This window comes from Pedobacter soli, from assembly GCF_900101435.1.
Lineage (GTDB): Bacteria > Bacteroidota > Bacteroidia > Sphingobacteriales > Sphingobacteriaceae > Pedobacter > Pedobacter soli.
In genome coordinates this window covers 782645-802763 of sequence record NZ_FMZH01000002.1, presented here as the reverse complement: position 1 = coordinate 802763, position 20119 = coordinate 782645, and the positions used below count along the sequence as shown (strand labels likewise).

Annotated in this window: 15 protein-coding genes and 1 pseudogene; 10 read left to right on the top strand and 6 right to left on the bottom strand. The window is 40.3% G+C overall.

All coding sequences use genetic code 11. The features are described from left to right. Both BLR37_RS25495 and BLR37_RS07325 read left to right on the top strand, forming a co-directional pair. Positions 1–276 (top strand): annotated as a pseudogene (locus tag BLR37_RS25495) (hypothetical protein); the annotation flags it as partial. Between the two features lie 298 nt (positions 277–574). After that, positions 575–997, top strand: a complete 423-nt coding sequence (locus tag BLR37_RS07325; RefSeq protein ID WP_090766467.1) for a cupin domain-containing protein — start codon at positions 575–577, stop codon at positions 995–997. Between the two features lie 248 nt (positions 998–1245). On the opposite strand, the gene rlmF is transcribed toward BLR37_RS07325, so the two are convergent. The 3 genes from rlmF to BLR37_RS07310 form a co-directional block, all read right to left on the bottom strand. After that, positions 1246–2211 (bottom strand): 23S rRNA (adenine(1618)-N(6))-methyltransferase RlmF, encoded by a 966-nt coding sequence (gene rlmF, locus BLR37_RS07320; protein WP_039479953.1) that lies wholly within the window; start codon positions 2209–2211, stop codon positions 1246–1248. Between the two features lie 139 nt (positions 2212–2350). Beyond that, positions 2351–3619, bottom strand: a complete 1269-nt coding sequence (dctA, locus tag BLR37_RS07315) for a C4-dicarboxylate transporter DctA (RefSeq protein WP_090766464.1) — start codon at positions 3617–3619, stop codon at positions 2351–2353. Between the two features lie 8 nt (positions 3620–3627). Continuing rightward, entirely contained in the window at positions 3628–4650 is a 1023-nt protein-coding gene (locus BLR37_RS07310) for an isoaspartyl peptidase/L-asparaginase family protein (protein WP_090766461.1), read from the bottom strand. Between the two features lie 87 nt (positions 4651–4737). On the opposite strand from BLR37_RS07310, the gene BLR37_RS07305 reads away from it, so the two are divergent. Continuing rightward, positions 4738–5658, top strand: coding sequence for a hypothetical protein (locus BLR37_RS07305; RefSeq protein ID WP_090766456.1), 921 nt, complete (start codon positions 4738–4740; stop codon positions 5656–5658). A gap of 28 nt (positions 5659–5686) precedes the next feature. On the opposite strand, the gene BLR37_RS07300 is transcribed toward BLR37_RS07305, so the two are convergent. The 3 genes from BLR37_RS07300 to BLR37_RS07290 form a co-directional block, all read right to left on the bottom strand. Then, positions 5687–7456, bottom strand: coding sequence for an ABC transporter ATP-binding protein (locus tag BLR37_RS07300; protein WP_090766453.1), 1770 nt, complete (start codon positions 7454–7456; stop codon positions 5687–5689). A 108-nt stretch (positions 7457–7564) separates the two neighbouring features. Further along, entirely contained in the window at positions 7565–8317 is a 753-nt protein-coding gene (truA, locus tag BLR37_RS07295) for a tRNA pseudouridine(38-40) synthase TruA (protein WP_090766450.1), read from the bottom strand. 72 nt (positions 8318–8389) lie between these two features. Further along, positions 8390–10879 carry a prolyl oligopeptidase family serine peptidase gene (locus BLR37_RS07290; RefSeq protein WP_090766448.1) on the bottom strand — a complete coding sequence of 830 codons (2490 nt, stop codon included), beginning with the start codon at positions 10877–10879 and terminating at the stop codon, positions 8390–8392. A gap of 220 nt (positions 10880–11099) precedes the next feature. Between BLR37_RS07290 and BLR37_RS07285 the strand changes: the two genes are divergently transcribed. From BLR37_RS07285 to BLR37_RS07255, 7 genes are all read left to right on the top strand, one after another. After that, on the top strand, positions 11100–11618 hold the full coding sequence (locus BLR37_RS07285; protein WP_090766445.1) for a hypothetical protein: 519 nt from the start codon (positions 11100–11102) through the stop codon (positions 11616–11618). 74 nt (positions 11619–11692) lie between these two features. Continuing rightward, entirely contained in the window at positions 11693–12160 is a 468-nt protein-coding gene (locus BLR37_RS07280) for a DUF4293 domain-containing protein (RefSeq protein WP_090766442.1), read from the top strand. A 6-nt stretch (positions 12161–12166) separates the two neighbouring features. Beyond that, complete coding sequence (locus tag BLR37_RS07275) at positions 12167–12637, top strand: DUF4293 domain-containing protein (RefSeq protein ID WP_090766440.1); 471 nt, start codon at positions 12167–12169, stop codon at positions 12635–12637. 269 nt (positions 12638–12906) lie between these two features. Then, positions 12907–14763 carry a DEAD/DEAH box helicase gene (locus BLR37_RS07270; RefSeq protein WP_090766437.1) on the top strand — a complete coding sequence of 619 codons (1857 nt, stop codon included), beginning with the start codon at positions 12907–12909 and terminating at the stop codon, positions 14761–14763. 290 nt (positions 14764–15053) lie between these two features. Then, the gene (locus tag BLR37_RS07265; protein ID WP_090766434.1) at positions 15054–16898 is read left to right on the top strand and encodes an alpha-L-fucosidase; all 1845 of its coding nucleotides are present in this window, start codon (positions 15054–15056) and stop codon (positions 16896–16898) included. A gap of 69 nt (positions 16899–16967) precedes the next feature. Beyond that, positions 16968–18554: a bacillithiol biosynthesis cysteine-adding enzyme BshC gene (bshC, locus tag BLR37_RS07260; RefSeq protein WP_090766432.1), complete on the top strand. Its 1587-nt coding sequence runs from the start codon at positions 16968–16970 to the stop codon at positions 18552–18554. A 102-nt stretch (positions 18555–18656) separates the two neighbouring features. Beyond that, the gene (locus tag BLR37_RS07255) at positions 18657–19742 is read left to right on the top strand and encodes an Ldh family oxidoreductase (RefSeq protein ID WP_090766429.1); all 1086 of its coding nucleotides are present in this window, start codon (positions 18657–18659) and stop codon (positions 19740–19742) included. Positions 19743–20119: the final 377 nt, after the last annotated feature.

Genomic DNA, 20119 nt, shown 5'->3' with positions numbered 1-20119 from the left:
AATTCAAGGATAAGAAGAATCCTGCATATGCCAGCCCTATGTGCTGTTCGTGATGATCAGCCGCAGTTTAAGATGCTATACGAAAGAGTTTATAAAAGAACAGGTATAAAGATGAAAGGATACGTTGCTGTGCAGAAAAAATTACTGATAATGGCGTATTACTTATGGAGAAAAAAACAAAAATGCCAGACTGACTTTAATTATCCTCAAAAAATAATAGCCTCTGAACAAGCAGAGGCTACACATGATAAAATTTCCGAAGAAAAATTTCACTAAACAAATTTATTAAAAATATATCGATTTTAATTTGGTTTTGAAGACAGTACCTCTCCGCTTTACTCCGTTGCACTCCATGCCCGCTTCGATCTGGTTTAGTAACAAAGTTTAGATGCTTTTGGCAACATCCATGCAAACGCCTAGATTTACGGTTGAAGACTAAAGCTTAAAGACCAAAGCCGAAAGCGGAAAGACCAAAGACTAAAGCGGAAAGACCAAAGCGGAAAGACTAAAGACTAAAGCTTAAAGACCAAAGCGGAAAGCTTAAAGCCGATAACGAGATATAAAAACAAAGCACATGAGCAACAAAGCATTAGCAGTATTATTTTTTACATTTTTCATTTCAATTGCCGTAAAAGCCCAAACAGCCGATACCAGTAAATACATTTTGCAAAATGATATTGAAGTGGCCAAAACCGAACCAGGCACACACAATGGTGGTGGCGAAACCATAGGTTTTAATTTCTTTGCACAGGCCAAAAACCTTAAAACCATTTTCAGAAAACGCATTTTAAAACCGGGCTCTTCTATAGGTTACCACCTGCAAAAAGAAGACGAAATTTATTATGTTATTAGTGGCAACGGCAAAATGAAAATGAATGGTAAGGTTTTCCCGGTTAAACCCGGCGATGCCATTTTAACCCGTCCGGGGAGTTCGCATGGTATTGAGCCGAATGCCGGTAACGATTTGGTTATTTTGATTGCTTATGAGCGGAAGTGATAGGCAGTTTTCAGTTGGCAGCTAACAGTTGGCAGTTAACAGTTAATAATCTCTAGAGCCGGGATTCAAATAAAACAATCGTCATTGCGAGAAGGCTTTTCAGCCGACGAAGCAATCTTAAAGCGTTCGCTAGTAGCGGTAGTTGTAAGATTGCTTCGTTGTTCCTCCTCACAATGACGACTTTATATTATAAACTATTTTGAAACGTCAGCTAGTAAACTAAAAACTCACAACTATTAACTCCAAACTTATTTCCATCCTTTAGCCCAGGCTTCCTGTGCTCTTTCATCATGGAAAGTCCAGGCTACAAAGCGGCTGATTTTCTGTCCCTGGCTCATTTGCACAGTTCTCACTTCAAAGGCATTTACCTTAATTAAAGCATTATAAATACTTTTCAGGTTAGCACTTTTCGAAACCAGTGAGGTAAACCACAAAACCTGGTTTTTAATCTGTGCACTCTGAATAATCATTTGTTCTACAAAAGCACGCTCACCTCCCGGGCACCAAAGCTCTGCCTTGTTACCACCAAAATTCAGTACGTGTTTTACTTCCTTTTCGCCACCGCCCAGGTTGCGCCATTTTTGACGGGTACCCTGTTCGGCCTCTTTTAATGAAGAATGGAAAGGCGGGTTACAAACTACCGCATCAAAACGTTCGTTTCTACCTACAATTCCTCTAAAAATACCCATTTTAGAACCTTGCAAACGTGGCTCGATAGCCCCTTGTAATGATTTATTGGCCTCTACGATTCTTTTAGCTGCTTCAACAGAAAGCGGATCGATATCAGAACCTACAAAGCTCCAGCCATACTCCCGGTGACCGATAATGGGGTAAATACAGTTGGCTCCAATACCAATATCCAGCACATTTACATTAGGTCCGGTTGGATTTTTGCCCTTATTGCTCGAACCTAAAAGATCGGCAACGTAATGAATATAATCGGCCCTGCCCGGAATAGGCGGACAAAGGTAATCTTTTGGAATATCCCATTGCGAAACATCGTAATACTGTTTCAATAAGGCTCTGTTTAATGCTTTTACAGCATTTTGATCGGCAAAATCAATAGAATCGTCGTTGTGTTCGTTTTTAAAAACAAAGCGTTTTAATTCTTTTGAAGTAGCGGTAAGTTGTTTGAAATTGTAACGCGCACGGTGTTTGTTGCGTGGGTGTAACTCGCTTTTCTCTTTGCGGTTATTTTGTTCTTCCTGAGCCAATGTGATCTGGTTTAATTAAACATGCTGTGTTGCCTGTTTCTGCTGCAAAGATACTTAATTAGTTTGGAGTTCGGAGTTTTTAGTTGGGAGGGAAACCTTAGCGTAAACTAACTCCAACCTGACAACTGCAAACTCCCAACTAGCTCTCCTCTCCTTTTTCGATCATTGCGGGCTGGATGGCTTTTAAATATTTTTCCTGATCGAATTGGTTTTCACTTTTGGCAATCACAATGGTAGCCACGCCATTGCCAATTACGTTGGTGATAGCCCTGGCTTCGCTCATAAAACGATCTACACCTATTAAGATTGAAATGTGCTCAATGGGCATAATTTTCAGTGCTGTAAGGGTTGATACGAGTACAATAAAACCACTACCGGTAACACCTGCAGCACCTTTCGAGGTTACCATCAGTACGCCTAAAATCGTAATTTGCTGTCCGAGGGTTAAATCAACATGAAAAACCTGGCACAAGAATATCACGGCCATAGCCAGATAAATAGCTGTTCCATCGAGGTTAAAGGAATAACCCGTTGGAATAACTAAACCAACAACCGATTTATCGCAGCCAATGCTTTCCATTTTTTGCATCATACTGGGCAGGGCCGATTCGGAAGAGGAAGTTCCCAGAACAATCAATATCTCCTGGCGGATGTATTTGAGGTAAGCCCATAAACTGAATTTATAATACCTGCAGATCCCATTCAGCACGATAAAAATGAAGAGAATACAAGTTAAATAAACCGAACCCATTAACTTAGCCATGCCAATTATGCTTTGCAAACCATGCGTACCAATGCTAAAGGCCATACCGCCAAAAGCCCCAATGGGCGCCAAACGCATAATCACTTTCATGATTTTAAACAACACTTTCGAAATTTTATCAAAAGCATTGAGTACCACAGTACCTTCGCTACCTAATTTATTTAAGCCATAACCGAAAAGTATGGCAAATAACAAGATCTGTAAAATATTACCCTCAGCGAAAGATGCGATAATATTGTGTGGAATGATATGGAGGAAAAATTCGGCCCAGTTCATATCCTTAGCCTGCTCGGCGTAACCGGCAATTTTGGTGGTATCGCCTGCTTTAGCCACCATATTGGCACCGGGCTTTAACAAATTGGCTACCAGCAAACCAATGGCAATGGCCACTGTACTCACAATTTCGAAATACAATAAAGCTTTACCGCCTACCCTTCCTACTTTTTTCATATCGCCCATGTGTGCGATACCCAAAACAATGGTAAAAAATATAATCGGAGCAATTAGCATGCTAATGAGGTTAATAAAACCCTGACTAATCAGCTTAGCTGTAGGTGCAAATCCCGGAAAGTAAGCACCAACGTTAATTCCGATAATAATGGCTACAATAACCTGAAAGGTTAAATTGGAAAAGATTTTTTTCATGAATTGCCTTACTTATAAATACTGACTTCAATCTTTCCATCGGCTGTAATTGCACCACGGTACATGCCTTCGGTATTAAAAGGCATGGTCATGTTCCCTTGCTTATCCAACGCAATTAAACCTCCGTTACCGCCCATCTTGTCCACCTTATCTATGGCAATTTTTGAGGCTTCGGCGAGTGAAAGTCCTTTATACTCCATTAAATCGGAAATGGTTTTGGCCACCACATTACGGATATAAAACTCACCCCAGCCCGTACACGAAACCCCTGCAGTTTGGTTATTGCAATAGGTACCGGCACCAATAATTGGGGCATCGCCTACACGGCCATATTTTTTGTTGGTCATGCCACCGGTAGAAGTACCTGCAGCTAAATTACCTGCTTTATCCAACGCCACACAACCTACGGTACCAAACTTGTAATCCAGGTTTTTCACCCCGAAAAGTTCAGACTTTTTACTACCATGATCGAGTACCGCTTTGGTAGAGTCTTCTTTAATTGCCTTTTGCAAACCTTCCCAACGCTCTTTTGTCCAGAAATACTTCGGATCTACAATCTCTAAGCCTACTTCTTTGGCAAAAAGATCGGCACCTGCGCCAACCAGCATTACATGTTCCGATTTTTCCATTACTGCTCTGGCCGCCGAAATCGGATTTTTAATAGTGGTAACCCCAGCAACAGCTCCAGCCATTAGTGTTTTTCCATCCATAATAGCAGCATCGAGTTCGTTACGGCCGTCGTGGGTAAAAACAGCACCTTTACCGGCATTAAAATGCGGGTCGTTTTCGAGCACACGAATGGTGGCTTCTACCGCATCCAAACTGGTTTTACCTGCTTTAATTTCCGCGTAACCAGCTTGCAGGGCCTGGGTTAAAACAGCAATATAGGCAGCCTCTTTCTCAGCACTCATGTTCTTTTTTAAAATGGTACCGGCACCACCGTGAATAACCATTACATATTTTTTCTGCGCCGAAACATTAACCGCTAAGGCCAAAAGCATAAATAAGCTTATTATTTTGAAAAACTTCATCTCACTACAGGATTTAAGAAGTTGTTAAATTAAGAAAATCCCGCAGGTTTATTCTATTTTTGACATATTAATGCGAATCAAACCAAAATGAAATCTTACAGTATTTTCCTAAAATTCTTATTAATTTTCTTACCCTTTTTATCGGTTGCACAAAGCGAAAAAGCAGCTGTAGATATTTATCCACATTGGGAGAAGGATGAAATTCATAAAATTTCGCTTAAGAGTACCACAACGGATATTGCGAACAAAGTAACGCTTCAATATTCATCAACTTTTAACGCAAACTTTAAAGTGTTAGAAAAGAATGATGATGAGTACTTAATTGAATGGACGTTTACCGATGCTAAATTAGCAAGCAATGACAAGATTGTTGAAAATATTCTGCTTGCCAATCTGGTAAATAAAAAAATCAGGATAAAATTTTCAAGCTATGGAAGATTTATTTCACTTGTTAACGAAGACGAGTTAAGAACTGTTGCAGACAAAACTATTGACAGGTTGATGGCTACCACCTCAAATCAAAGCTATAAAATGCTATTAACCAGTGCCAAACGTTTAATCTCAACTCCTCAAGGCATTGAATCAGCTATTATAAAACCGATAAAGTTCTATCATTATTGTTTCGATCACAGCTTCAAGCTTAATGAAGAGTTTGTAAATAATGTTCTGGTACCAAATGCTATTGGTGGTGCGCCTTTTAATGCGATAGAGAAAGTCAAATGCAAAAATATCGATCAACAGAAATCTACCTGTATAATTGAAAGCAGTAAAATTGCAGATGGAGTGGCTTTAACTAAAGCGATAAAAGATTTCTTCATCAAAAACAACAAAAATCAAGCACAAACAATAGAAAAGCAATTCAGCAATAATAATTATGAAGTTTCGGAGTCTACACAACACGAAATAAATTTTGAGACAGGTACCGTTCTTAAAGCTTCTTTCAAAAGAAAAGTAAACATGGGTGTGTACAACAGGACATCTTTAAACGAAATACAATCTGCTGATTAAAAAAAGTCGTAAATTACCAGACAGCAATTTAAACTTTTGCAATCCCTTTTGAAGAAAACTGCAGATCGTAAAGCTTTTTATAATACCCATTTAATTTGAGCAACTGCTGATGCGTACCTTTTTCTTTGATCTCGCCCTTATCGAGCACTATAATCTGATCCGCTTTCTGAATGGTAGATAAACGATGTGCAATTACGATTGATGTACGGCCTTCCATCAGGTTATCGATAGCTTTCTGAATGAGCAATTCGGTTTCGGTATCAACCGATGAGGTGGCCTCATCAAGCACCAGGATGGCTGGATTATGCACCAATGCACGTATAAAAGAAATAAGCTGCGCCTGACCAGCCGAAAGCGTAGCGCCCCTTTCCATCACATTGTACTGATAACCGCCGGGTAAACGTTCAATAAATTCGTGGGCGCCCACTTTTTTGGCGGCATTAACCACCTGCTCCAATGTGATTTCGGGATTGTTAAGGGTAATGTTGTTTAAAATGGTATCTGAAAAGAGGAAAACATCCTGCAGTACTGTAGCAATGTTACTCCGCAGATAATCGAGATCAAAATCTTCAATGCGGATGCCATCGACCGTGATCTCGCCTTTTTTAACTTCGTAAAAACGGTTCAGGATATTGATTGTAGATGATTTACCCGCACCTGTTGCCCCGACGAGCGCTACCGTTTCGCCAGTTTTTACCTCGAAAGATAAGTCTTTTAAAACGTAATTATCATCATTGTAGGCAAACCAAACCTTTTCGAACTTAATATTTCCTTCCAGTTTAGCAGGTTGTTGCATACCCATGTTAGGCGTAGTTTCGTCGGTATCTAAAACCTTAAAAACACGTTCGGCGCCAACCATTCCCATTTGCAGGGTATTAAATTTATCGGCCAGCTGGCGGATTGGGGTAAACACCATGCCCAGGTACATGATAAACTGCGTAATGGTTCCTGGAGTAACATCTAAAGGTTTGGCCAGGATACTTTTTGCTCCATACCACACCAACAAACCTAAAGACATGGCCGAAATGAGTTCTACAACCGGAAAAAATATAGAATAGTACCAGTTACTGCGAATATTGGCATCGCGGTAACGCTTGTTAATGGCATAAAATTTACGGTACTCCTGTTTCTCTCGGGCAAAATACTGCACAATAGGCACACCGGTAATGTGCTCCTGCAAAAAGGTATTCAGGTTAGAAACCTCATTCCTCACTTCCTGAAATGCCACTTTAATGGCCTGCTGAAACTTACGAGTGGCCATAATTAATAGCGGAATAGGCAAAAGCACCACCAAACTCAGCTCCCAGTCGGTGTACAGCATTACGCAAACAATTACCACCACCTGCAAACTATCGCCAATCATCGAAATTAAGCCTTCCGAAAAAATATCGGCAATGGTTTCCAGATCGGAAACGGTACGTGTAATGAGTTGTCCGATAGGCGTTTTATCGAAGTACTTTAACCTAAGACTGGTAATGTGGTTAAAAACTTTTATCCTTAAATCTCTAATAACAGATTGCCCTAAGGTATTGGTTAACAGTGTATGGTTATACTGGATCAGCGTTTGCAGTATCAGCATAAAAATCATCAGCATGGTCATGTTCACCAAACCCGAATAATTGCCGGCTAAAATATAATGATCTAGTGTGTATTTAATCAGGAACGGACGCACCGGTGAAATTACCGCAAGCAGAATGGTTAAAATAACCGACCAGACAAAAACAGCACGGTAAGGCCTTACGTATTTAAAAATACGTTTGAGTAATCCTGTGTTGTATACGTCGCCGGTAACTGCCATTTTTGTGGTTAACTGTTTAATTGTTAAAATTGGTTAACTGCCTTTTGGGGTAATTGGTTAATTGGTTAATTGCTTAGGTTGCAATTAACCGATTAACCAGTTTCACAATTAACCCAGGTAAGGATACTCTATCTTCACCAAATACAAACCACAGGCAGGCACCGATTGACCGGCCATACTGCGGTTTTTACTTTCTATTACTGCTTTAAATGCCGTTAAATCTATTTCTTTTTTACCAATTTGCACCAGTGTTCCCATAATGGCCCGCACCATATTCCTTAAAAAACGGTCGGCCTCTATGGTAAATACCAACCCATCTTCCTCCTCTTCGAAAACAGCTTTTACTATTTTACAATTGTTGGTAAAAGTTTGCGTATTCGATTTGCTGAAACATGAGAAATCGGTATAGTTTAAAAGCAATGCTGCTGCTTCGTTCATTGCACTTACATCCAGTTGATCTTTAATCAGCCAGGACCGATTTAATTTAAACGGATCTTTTTCGAAATGAACATGGTATTTGTAAGCCCTTGCTGTAGCATCAAACCGTGCATGCGCTTCCTCATGAACCGGAATAATCCGCTTTGCAGCAATTTGATAAGGCAAAAGGGCGTTAATTCCACCCAAAGCATTTAAAACTTTGTTTTCATCTATTCCTTCAACATCAAAATGCGCATAAAAATCTTTCGCATGCACACCGCTATCGGTACGGCCGCACCCCAGGGTTTCGATAGGCTGCCTTAAAACCGTGGTCATGGCCTTATCCAACAACTCCTGCACGGTTACGGCATTGGGTTGCACCTGCCAGCCATGGTACAGGCTGCCATCATAAGCGATTTGGATGAAATATCTTTTTTTACTCAAAGCGATGCAAAAGTACTTTTTTCCTTTTATTTAGCGGGTAAGCACTTTTACATTTATTCTTAAACAGCATAATTATGGCTTAGCTGTGTTTTTCTCGTCAAACTGCCATTTGTTATCGTAGAAACCTGCCAGTTTAATGCCTTTACTCCCTGCTTTGGGTAAATCAGCCGAAAACACCATAAAATCAGGAAAACCACTACCACCTGCAAAATACTGATTGGCATAGGCCGCCTTCATACCGGCAACACCAGTACTGGCTATTACGCCAACCAACAGCCGGTTATCTTGTTGTGGCCAAATGTAATAAGCGGCCAGATCGTTACCTTTCCAGCTTTGCTGGCCTGCTGTAATTTGCGAGTTGTTAACCTGTATAGGGCAATCTTTTAATAAAATTTTCCAGGCGGCATTATTCTCGGCATTGCCATATAAAATGATGTTCCGTTGCTGATATTTGGCTGCTGAAAATTCTTTATCGGTAATGATATCAACTGCCCCGTTTCCGCGGTAATACCAGCTTTCTGCATCATATTTGGCTTTGTTTAAATTGGTCTCCGCTGCTTCAGCTGTACCTCCTGTTCCTACCACAAAAACCATTTTATGGTTAAAGGCTTCTTTAAAGGTGCCTGATCGCATCGGATTTTTATCACGGGGATTAACCTGGGTAAGTACTTGCCAGGCTCCATTACTTTTGGCTAAAACTACCGTATCGTTGGCACTGCGTGTAGTATAATCAATGGCTGTTAAGCTATCTAAAGTTATTTTAACCGCAGTATTTGCTTTAAAACTGGTTAATGCGAATTTTAAAGTCGCTACGTTTTCAGTTTTGCCTGTAATCATTGCCTGCTTGTTATCCCGGTTTAAAATGATGCGGCTATATTGCAAAGGCTGCTCCTGCTGCTCAATGCTAGCCCAGCGGTAGTTAGCCGAAATCCCCGGACTGGAGGTCATAAAATCGATGTGGTTTACAGCCGAATCTACCGGAATGGTGTGCCATTTAAAAAAGCTGAAAATTGCCGGCCAGTCTACACTTTGATCGCCAAACCAGTGTTCGCCACCCGGATATTCGTAATAGCTAAAATCAGGATGAAAATCAGCCAGTAGTTTCTTCATTTGCCGGGCATAACTAACCGGAACTACTTTATCAGCATCGCCATGCAAAATGTACACGCCCAGAGGCGTATAATTGCTTGCAAGTTTCGGAACATCGCTTTGGTTCCCCGCCCTTAACAACATGCGCTCTACACTATTTTGACTGCTATCAGGAATTTTTCCATCAGCAGAACCATAATCTTTAAGCGAAGCATAACCGGCAGCGGGTGCAATGGCCGCCCATTTATCGGGATAAGTAGCACCCAAAAACCAGGTACCATGCCCACCCATAGAGTGGCCAGTAAGGTAAATTTGTTGCGCGTTGGGTTTAAATTGATTTTTTGCCAGCGATAAAACTTCCAGGGCATCTTTACGTCCCCAATCTTCCCAGTTAAAGCCACGTGGCCTGCGGTTGGTGGCAGCCACTAATGTGCCCCAATCTTTAGATTTATAGGCCTTTGCCTGACCAATGGCTTCAACTCCGGCACCGTGCACCGACAGAAATAAGGCCGAATTTGGTTTCCAGCCATTGAGTTGTGGCGTTACGGCGAAATACTGCAAACTGCCATCCATATTACTCACAAAAGTTTGTTTATGGGTTGATGCACTATTTAAAGCTTCAATTACAATTACTTTCTCGTCTACCTTTTTATTGCCTTGTAACAATTGCAATTCGACATTGTAATTGCCGGGTGTAGCTACAGCACTTGCATCGAATTCGAAAATCACTTTGCGCATGCTCAGTTTCGCAATACGCGCAACGGCTATCTCGCGTTGTTTACCATTCAAAGTGGTTTTAAAACGTAAATCGTTATAATCTTTTAATGAGGAGTTGCTTACGGTTACTGCACCTTTCAATATGCCATTTATCTCATTCAGAACAATACTGGGTGAAGTCACATCATCTGTATGGATTAATAGTTTTTTAGCGTTGACAATAATCATTGGCACTATGCTGGCACCCCGAACATAAAGCTCATTTACCCCTTTCTTCAACTGAACGGGGATATTCATATAACCTGAGGCATAAGGATCGCCCATGTGTGGAATACCATTAAAGAATAAACTGTTGCCACCGATGACATTTAGTATTGCGGTTTGCGCCGTAGGAGAAGTATAAGTAAGATAAATATAATCAGAACCACGATCTACCCCACCCGGATTAAGAAATGGATTGTTGGTAGTTTGAAACGCCCTTCTGGAAAAAGCACTAAAACGTCCTTTAGAATCAGCCGTAATTGCTTTCCACAATACTTTTTCACCATTCTTACCGGTTGAAAATTCTCCGTTTTCTATCGGCGTTTGCAACTGATTGTTAGCCATTTTCCAGGCCAGCAAATCGGTATAAACCGCTTCGCGGCCATAGCGGCTACCACTGGCTACCGTTAAAGCCTTTTCAAATTTGAGGGTATCTTGTGCAAAAGCGCTTGTTGCAACAAAAAGGCAGGTTAAAAAGAGTAAGTTTTTTAACATAAATCGTTTTATAAAATAGGTATGTTAAATTCAATTTATTGAAACAAATTCCATTATAAACAATCGGAAGAAATGTTTTTTATTCAATGAGAAGTAAAAATACTTTTTTCAAATTAATTAGATAATGTAGCAAATTGAAATTATTTGTGTTTTAATCATAAAACATTAAATAGTTACGAAAAATTATAATTTTATAACCTCTTTGAATCTAAAATGTGCTATGAAAATTAAAAAAACTATTATTTTACTTATCTTTTCTTTATCTGTTATTGCCTGTGCCGGACCGAAAGCAGTTTCAAAAAATGAAAAACAAAACGATCATTTTACATTGGTAAAGGTTGAAAATATAAAAAATTATCTATCTGTTTTATCCAACAAGCCAGTAAAAGATACCGTAATTATTAAATACGATTTCAATTACGAAAGCTGTTGGAATACCCTTGACCAGCAGACCGATCTTTATATCAACAATATTATCCTTTCTACAAATGATTTTATTTCAAAGTATAAAATTGCACATCCAGGTACTTCTGTATACCAAATCAAGGAAGGTGGTAAAAACTTTAATAAGATCGTACTCTGGAATAACAAAATTCTTACTGATGGTGGTTATCTACGCAAAAATATATTTACAAGGAAAACAATTTGCGGAACATCACTAATACTTTATCCAGATGGCTCACATAAGTTCTTTTATTCTGATTCTCACTTCATGGCACTTCAACCAAATAAAAAATGATATAATTATAAATTTAGTTTAATTGCAAGCAAAATCATTTTTATCTAAGTTTGCTTTTAAATTATTAAACCAACATGATACAAAGAATTCAATCGATATGGCTTTTCTTAGCCGCTTTTACCCTGATTTTAATGTTGTTTTTACCTGTTGCCAGCAAAGAAATCGGCGGAACAGAATCTGCAATTTATACAAGCGGACTGTTTCAGATTATTGCCGGAAAAGCAGGTTCACCTTTTAAAATCATATCATTTTTACCTTTACTGATTACCAATATTGCTGTTGCAATTATTTGTTTCATTAATATCTTCAATTTCAGAAAACGCAGTTTTCAAAAGCGCTTTGCCATTCTTTCGATTGTGTTAATTGGCGGCTTTGCTTTCTGGTGCAGCATTTATGCTAAAAAACTACCAGGCGGTATTGAAGGCGCTAACTTTGGTATTGGTGCTTATTTACCAGCTCTGGCTATATTATTTATTGTATTGGCCATCTTCGGGATTAATAAAGACGAAAGATTAATCCGATCGGCTGAACGGTTGAGATAACGTTTTATGCTTCAAAGAATTCAAACAGTCTGGTTCTTATTAGCTACGATTGCCCTTTTACTCATGTTTTTCTTTCCTTTGGTAACAGGGACATTAAATGGATTATCCGTTCCATTATTATATACAAAAGGATATGCTTATAGTTGGGATACCGGAGAGTTTCTGGCAATAAGTATTAAACCAACATATCCATTGCTTGCGACAAATATTGCCTTAACAATCGCTTGTTTTTTTAATATTTTCAACTATAAAAAACGCCGTTTTCAAAAGCGTTTTGCCATCCTTTCGATTGTATTAATTGGCGGATTTGCTTTTTGGTGCAGCATTTATGCCAAACAATTACCTGGTGGTATCGAAGGCGCAAACTTTGGTATTGGTGCTTATTTACCAGCTCTGGCCATTCTATTTATTGTACTGGCCATCTTTGGGATTAATAAAGATGAAAGATTAACATGTTCGGCTGAAAGATTGAGGTAAAGCTACAATTCTTACCATATAAGAAACATAAGTACACCTAAACTTAATTGTACTTACATTTCTTATATGGTGTATTAATGTTATTAACCTAGTTACTTTTGCGCCACTACTTGAGCGCCTTCCCTCTCTCATTTTCCCTCTTCCATCATCCCCCATTCATTACCTCCTTATTACCAAATAATTAAGCTTTAAAACTATTTACCTGACTACCTGTGAAATACGGAATATTAACCGTACCTTTGCGGCTCAATTAAAAAATAAAAAGACGAATGACAAACCCATTTCAATTATTGGGGATAAGTGATGACGTCGTTAATGCCGTAAAGGACCTTGGATTCGAAAATCCAACGCCTATTCAGGAGCAAAGTATTCCTGTACTGTTAGAAGGCACTAATGATTTTGTTGGTTTGGCCCAAACAGGAACAGGAAAAACAGCCGCATTTGGTTTGCCGCTGTTAGAACTAATCGATTTTAAAGTAAATAAACCACAGGCATTGATTTTATGCCCTACCCGTGAGTTGTGTTTACAAATCGCTAACGACCTTAAAAACTTTTCTAAAAACATTGCTAATGCCCACGTAGTTGCCGTTTACGGTGGCGCGAACATTATGCAACAACTACGCGAAATACGCCAAGGCGTTCAAATCGTAGTGGCCACGCCCGGCCGTATGTTGGATATCATTGGCCGTAAAGCCATTGATTTTTCAAACGTTAAATATGTTGTGCTTGATGAAGCTGACGAGATGTTGAACATGGGTTTCCAGGACGACATCAACGACATTTTATCAACTACTCCTGATGACAAAAAAACCTGGTTATTCTCGGCTACCATGCCGTCGGAAGTTCGCCGTATTGCTAAAAACTATATGGATAACCCGATCGAATTAACCATGGGCACCAAGAACACAGGTAACGTAAACATCGATCACGAATACTATATTGTTCGTGCACGTGATAAATACGCAGCCTTAAAACGTATTGTAGATTTTAACCCGGATATTTTTGGTGTTGTTTTCTGCAAAACGAAATTAGATACTCAGGATATTGCTGAGCATTTAATTAAAGATGGTTACAATGCAGATGCACTACACGGCGATTTATCGCAACAACAACGTGATAAGGTAATGCAACGTTTCCGCGAGCGTAACATGCAATTGTTAATTGCTACCGATGTTGCCGCACGTGGTATCGATGTAAACAATGTAACGCACGTAATCAACTATTCTTTACCTGATGAGATTGAAAGTTACACCCACCGTTCTGGCCGTACTGGTCGTGCTGGTAAAACCGGTGTTTCTATCTGTATCATCAACTCTAAAGAACTAGGTAAAATCCGTCAGTTAGAGCGCATTATTGGTAAACAATTTACTAAAGCTGAGCTGCCTACCGGTTTTGATGTTTGCGAAAAACAATTGTTCTCTTTGGTACATAAAGTACACAATGTAGAGGTTAACAACGAGCAAATCGATCAGTACATCCCACGTATTATGGATGAATTTGCTGATTTAACCAAAGAAGAAGTAATTAAACGTTTTGCCTCTTTAGAGTTTAACCGTTTCTTAGATTATTACTCGAAAGCACCTGATTTGAATGCTGCTGTAGGTGATGATCGTGGTGAAAGAGGTGAGCGTGGCGAAAGACGCGGACGTGGTAGCGAAGGTTACACCCGTTTGTTTATCAACTTAGGTTCTGTAGATGAGTTTACCCGTGGCGATATGTTATCGTTTATCTGTAACAACGGAAAAATTGGTGGCAAGAGCGTTGGTAAAATTGATTTAAAAGGTGTTTTCTCTTTCTTTGAAGTAGAAGATGCAGTAGCCGACAAAGTTTTTGAAGGCTTTAAATCAGTTGAATTTAACGGTCGCCAGGTACGTATCGAAAGAAGCGGCGAAGGCGGTGGCGAAAGACGCGGTGGCGGTGAAAGACGTAGCGGTGGTTTCGGCGGTGAACGCAGAAGCGGCGGCGGCGGTGGTTACCGTGGTGGCGACAGAAGATCAGGTGGCGGAAGACGTGAAGGCGGAAACAGCGGTGGCGGTTTCAGAGATTTTTCTGGTCGTAGCCGTGAAGATAAAGGTGGCAGCGGACGCAGAGAAGGCGGAAGCGGTGAGCGCCGTAAAAAATGGTAAATCACTAAACCAAATATTTTTACCAGCCGTCCCGATTTTTCGGGGCGGCTTTTTTTTGCAATTAACATGCTGTTATTTGCTACCCGGGATGCGTTCCGATGGAACGGCACGCGAATTTTCTTTCCTGAGCATTATCAGGAACTGACAGCGACCCACCTTTCTCTTTCTTTCATTCAAATTAAATCCTTAGAGAGAAAAATAACCCATTTCTGGCACAAATAAAGCCCGTTTTTCATACAAAATAAGCCCATAAAGCATTATATTTAACGTTTATTGTACAACCAAATATTATGCGTTATTTAAAGCTTTATATTACTTTTTTCCTGTTAGCTTCGGGCTTCAATTTATCTGCCCAACAAGCCGCTTCAAACCCAAAAATGCAATGGTTTGCCGATGCCAAGTTGGGTATTTTTATTCACTGGGGTATTTATTCAGTTAACGGTATTTCCGAATCGTGGTCGTTTTTTAACAATTACATCAACCACGATGCCTATATGAAACAGCTTGATGGTTTTAATGCCGCCAAATACCAGCCTGCAGAATGGGTAAATCTGATTAAAGAAAGTGGCGCAAAATATGCGGTAATTACCACGAAACACCACGATGGTGTGGCACTTTGGGACAGTAAAATGCCAAATGCCACCACGACTGTAAAACATAGTGCAGCCAAAAAAGATTTAATTACGCCCTTTGTGGCCAATCTTAAAAAATCGGGCTTAAAAACCGGATTATATTTTTCGTTGCCTGATTGGAGTTATACCGATTATGATGGTTTTACACGCGACCGCAAGCGTTACGATTATAAACAGGATTCGGCCCGTTTTAAAAAATTTCAGAATTACTTCCAGGGGCAGCTTAATGAACTTTCCAACCAATACAATCCCGATTTGGTATGGTTTGATGGCGACTGGGAGCATAGCGGCGAAGAGTGGCAGGCCAAAAACATATTAGAAAACCTGCGTAAGGTAAATCCAAACGTTATCATCAATTCGCGTTTAAATGGCCACGGTGATTACGATACACCTGAACAAGGTGTACCGGTAGTAAGACCTGCTTCGCCAGAGTGGGAATTGTGTTACACGATGAACGATTCGTGGGGATACCAACCTTACGATAACCACTACAAATCGCCGAATATGATTATCCGCACCCTGGTTGATTGTATCAGCATGGGTGGCAATTTATTGCTCGATATCGGTCCCAAAGCCGATGGAACCATTGCACCCGAGCAGGTTAAAATTTTAAAAGGATTAGGCCGCTGGACTCAAAAACACGCCGAAGCCATTTATGGTACACAGGCAGGGATTCCTCAGGGGCACATTGACGGAAAAACCACTTTATCTAAAAATAAAGATGTTTTATACCTGTATCTCGATTATAAAACCAAAAATGGCATTTTACTATCAGGAATTAAATCGAAAATCAATAAAATTGAAGTGGTTGGAAACAAAGCACAGGTATATTCGATTAAATTAAATGAAACCGATTACCTGCTAAATTTAAAAGAAGCAGATTTCGACAGTGATGTAACCGTAGTAAAAGTATCGGTAAATGGTCCTATTCAGCTGGCTGAAGAAAAACAGGAAACCCTTTCGCTGGCAAACCTATATGCTGCACCCAAACAACGTGATTTAACCAATTTAAACCTGAGTAAACTGGCCATGAACTTAAACGCTGGCATAAATATATTTCAAAATACCAATTTACCTGCTGATGGTTTAGATTTTAATCCGGGAATTAATAATGTGGATCAAAAAATCAGCAACTGGGTAATTAAAAATGCTGAGGCGCTTTACAAAACCGGCAAAGGCATCCCATCTGGTCACTATCAAGGCAACACAGCCCTTTCTGCCGATAAACAAACCCTCTATCTTTTTGTTGAAGGAAAACCAACAGGCCCCATTGCCATTAAAGGTTTAAAAAATACCATCAGCCGCATCCGTGTGGTTGGCGAAGGCACCATGCTTAACCACGAAATTTATAACAAACTGTATTGGAGCAAAATACCGGGTATTGTTTACATCCCGATACCGGAAGATAAATTAGATAGCGAATTAACCGTAATTGCCGTACTTCTGGATGGCCCGATTGATTTATACCGTGAAAAAGTTGGGGCAATAGAAAGCAATTTATAATTATTTAACAAATGTAAAATAGTTAGCGCACTTTACGATTATCCTTAAATTGCATTACTTTCGCACATCATGCAGGCAAAATATATCTCATATCAGGAAACCGGATCATTTTCAAAACTGGTTTTAGATTATATTAACAACGAAGAACAGCTTAGGGCTTTTTACAGTTATCGTCCTGATATGGCGGGTTTAGCCAATGCGATGGAACGTAGAAATTTTCTGGGGAACCGCGCTACTTTGGTGCAGGTTCTGCAGGATCAATACCAGCATTTACAGCCCAATAAATCGGTTACCAAAAATATCGAGCTTTTAGGTCTCGATAATACTTTTACCGTAACAACAGGTCACCAGCTAAACCTGTTTACCGGTCCGCTTTATTTTATTTACAAAATTGTAACTACGATCAACTTAGCCATTGAGTTGCAAATTGCTCATCCGGATAAAAACTTTGTACCTGTCTACTGGATGGCTACCGAGGACCATGATTTTGATGAAATTAACCACGTAAGCGTTGATGAGAAAAACATCAGCTGGATACAGCAAACCAATGGTGCAACGGGCAGGTTAAGCACTAAAACTGTTGCCGCAGCGGTAACCGCATACAAAGGTTATCTGGGCATTTCAAGAAACGGAAAACGCATTGCCAAACTGGTTGAGCAAGCCTACCTGCAACACGATAACCTGGCCGATGCCACCCGATTTTTAGTCAATAGCCTCTTCGAAAAATACGGATTGGTGATTGTAAATGCCGATGATGCCCGCCTGAAAAAACAATTTGCCAACATCATTGCCGAAGATATTGTACATCACAACAGTGCCCGCAATATTGACACAAGTTCTCAAAACCTTGAAGATTTAGGTTATAAAACACAGGTAAACGGCCGTGATATTAATTTCTTTTACCTGAACGATAACCTGCGCGAACGCCTGATTTTTGAACAGGGCAAATACCGGGTAAACCATACCGATATCAGTTTCACTGAAGCGGAGCTTTTAGCTGAAATTGAATCTCACCCCGAGCGCTTTAGTCCGAATGTGGTGATGCGCCCCATGTATCAGGAAGTAATTCTGCCTAACATTGCCTACATTGGTGGCGGTGCAGAAGTAGCTTACTGGATGCAGCTGAAAGCCAATTTCGATTACTACCAGGTAGATTTTCCGGTTTTATTGTTGCGCAATTCGGCTTTGCTGATTGATAAACGCAGTGCAGAGAATTTATATAAACTGGGATTTTCATTAGAAGATATTTTTCTGCCGGTTGAAGAGCTAAAAAACATTTGGGTAAAGCGCAATACCACTGCCCAGCTCAGCTTAGCCGATGAAACCCGAGCCATTAACAGCATATTCGACCAGATTAAGCTGAACGCCTATAAAATAGACAAAACTTTATCGGTATCGACTGATACGGCCAAGCAACGTACCAACCATTTGCTGGCCAACCTGGAAAAAAAACTGTTCAGGGCCGAAAAACGCAAGCACGAAATGGCGCTTTTACAGATAGACAATGTTAAAAAACGACTTTTCCCGAATGGCACACTACAAGAGCGCATATTAAATATTGCTCCGATGTATGTAAACTATGGAGAAGATTTTCTATCCTCCTGCATTGAAAACTTTGAACCTTTGGGCGGTGATTTTACTGTTCTATTACCTTAGTTTATTTTTAGATCCGTCCTGCTGAACTTGTTTCAGCATCTATCATGAGAGACCCTGAAATGAATCCGATAGCTATCGGATCAGGACGATAATTAATATATTATGAACTTCATCACCTTTTCTGAAACCAACCTGAGAGCATTTACCTACAGCGTTTTTAAAAAAATGGGCTGCTCTGATGCACATGCTGAATTAGCTACCGATGTTTTGATCCGCTCTGATTTGCGTGGTATCGATTCGCACGGCGTTGCCCGTTTAAGCGGCTATGTCAGACTTTGGGAAAAGAAACGGATTAATGCTACTCCTGATATTAAAATTGTGCACGAAACGCCAACCACGGCAACCATAGATGGCGATGCCGGATTAGGTTTGGTTGTGGCGCCTTTTGCCATGCAGGTAGCCATAGAAAAGGCCGAAAAATATGGCAGTGGATGGGTATCGGTAAAAAATTCGAACCATTATGGCATTGCCGGTTACCATGCTTTAATGGCGGTAGAAAAAGATATGATAGGCATCAGCATGACCAATGCCAGCCCGCTGGTTGCCCCTACTTATGCCAATGAGCGTTTGTTGGGAACCAATCCCATGTGTTATGCTTTTCCGGCCGGCAAATATCCACCGGTTATTGTTGATATGGCCACTGCAGCAGCGGCCAACGGTAAACTTGAAATTGCGCAACGCGCCAACAAAAGTATTCCCGATGGTTGGGTACAGGATAAAGCTGGCGAAAACTCAACTAATCCAAACGAATTGAAAAATGGTGGTTCGCTGTTGCCTTTAGGTAGCGATAAGGATCATGGCAGTCATAAAGGATATGGTTTGAGTGCTACAGTTGATATTTTATCGGCTGTGCTATCAGGAGCCAATTACGGTCCGTGGGTACCGCCTTTTGTGGCTTTTTTAGAACCGTCAGCAAATCCGGTGGGAGAAGGACTAGGTCACTTTCTGGGCGCCATGCGCGTAGATGGTTTCAGGCCGGCAGCGGATTTTAAAAACCACCTCGACAATTGGGTAGAGCGTTTTAAAAGTGCAAAAACCATCTATCCAGATAAGAAAGTAATTATTCCGGGTGAGCCTGAGCACGAATTTGAGCAGGAAAGAAAAATTAGTGGTATTCCTCTGATTGATGTGGTTGTTAACGACCTCAATGAACTGGCAGAGAAATTAGGGATTGAAGGGCTGAAATAATCACTCTTCATTTAACCGCAATCTGTTCGTCGAGCTCCGCAGGACTCTACGGACGAAAGAATAGAAAAGAGTCTGTGACTCGTGTGTAATAATTGAGTTAAAAGCTCAATCTTATTCGCCATCCGTAGAGACGCTACGCTTAACTCTACGGACAGAAGCGATAAGGTTTTTATCTATTGGTTGGTGTTCTCCCAATCTGTCCGTCGAGTTCCGCAGGGCTCTACGGACCAAAGAATAGAAAAGAGTCCATGACTCGTTTTGTAATAATTGAGTTAGAAACTCAATCTTATTCCGCAATCCGTAGAGACGCTACGCTTAACTCTACGGACAGAAGCGATAAGGTTTTTATCTATTGGTTGGTGTTCTCCCAATCTGTC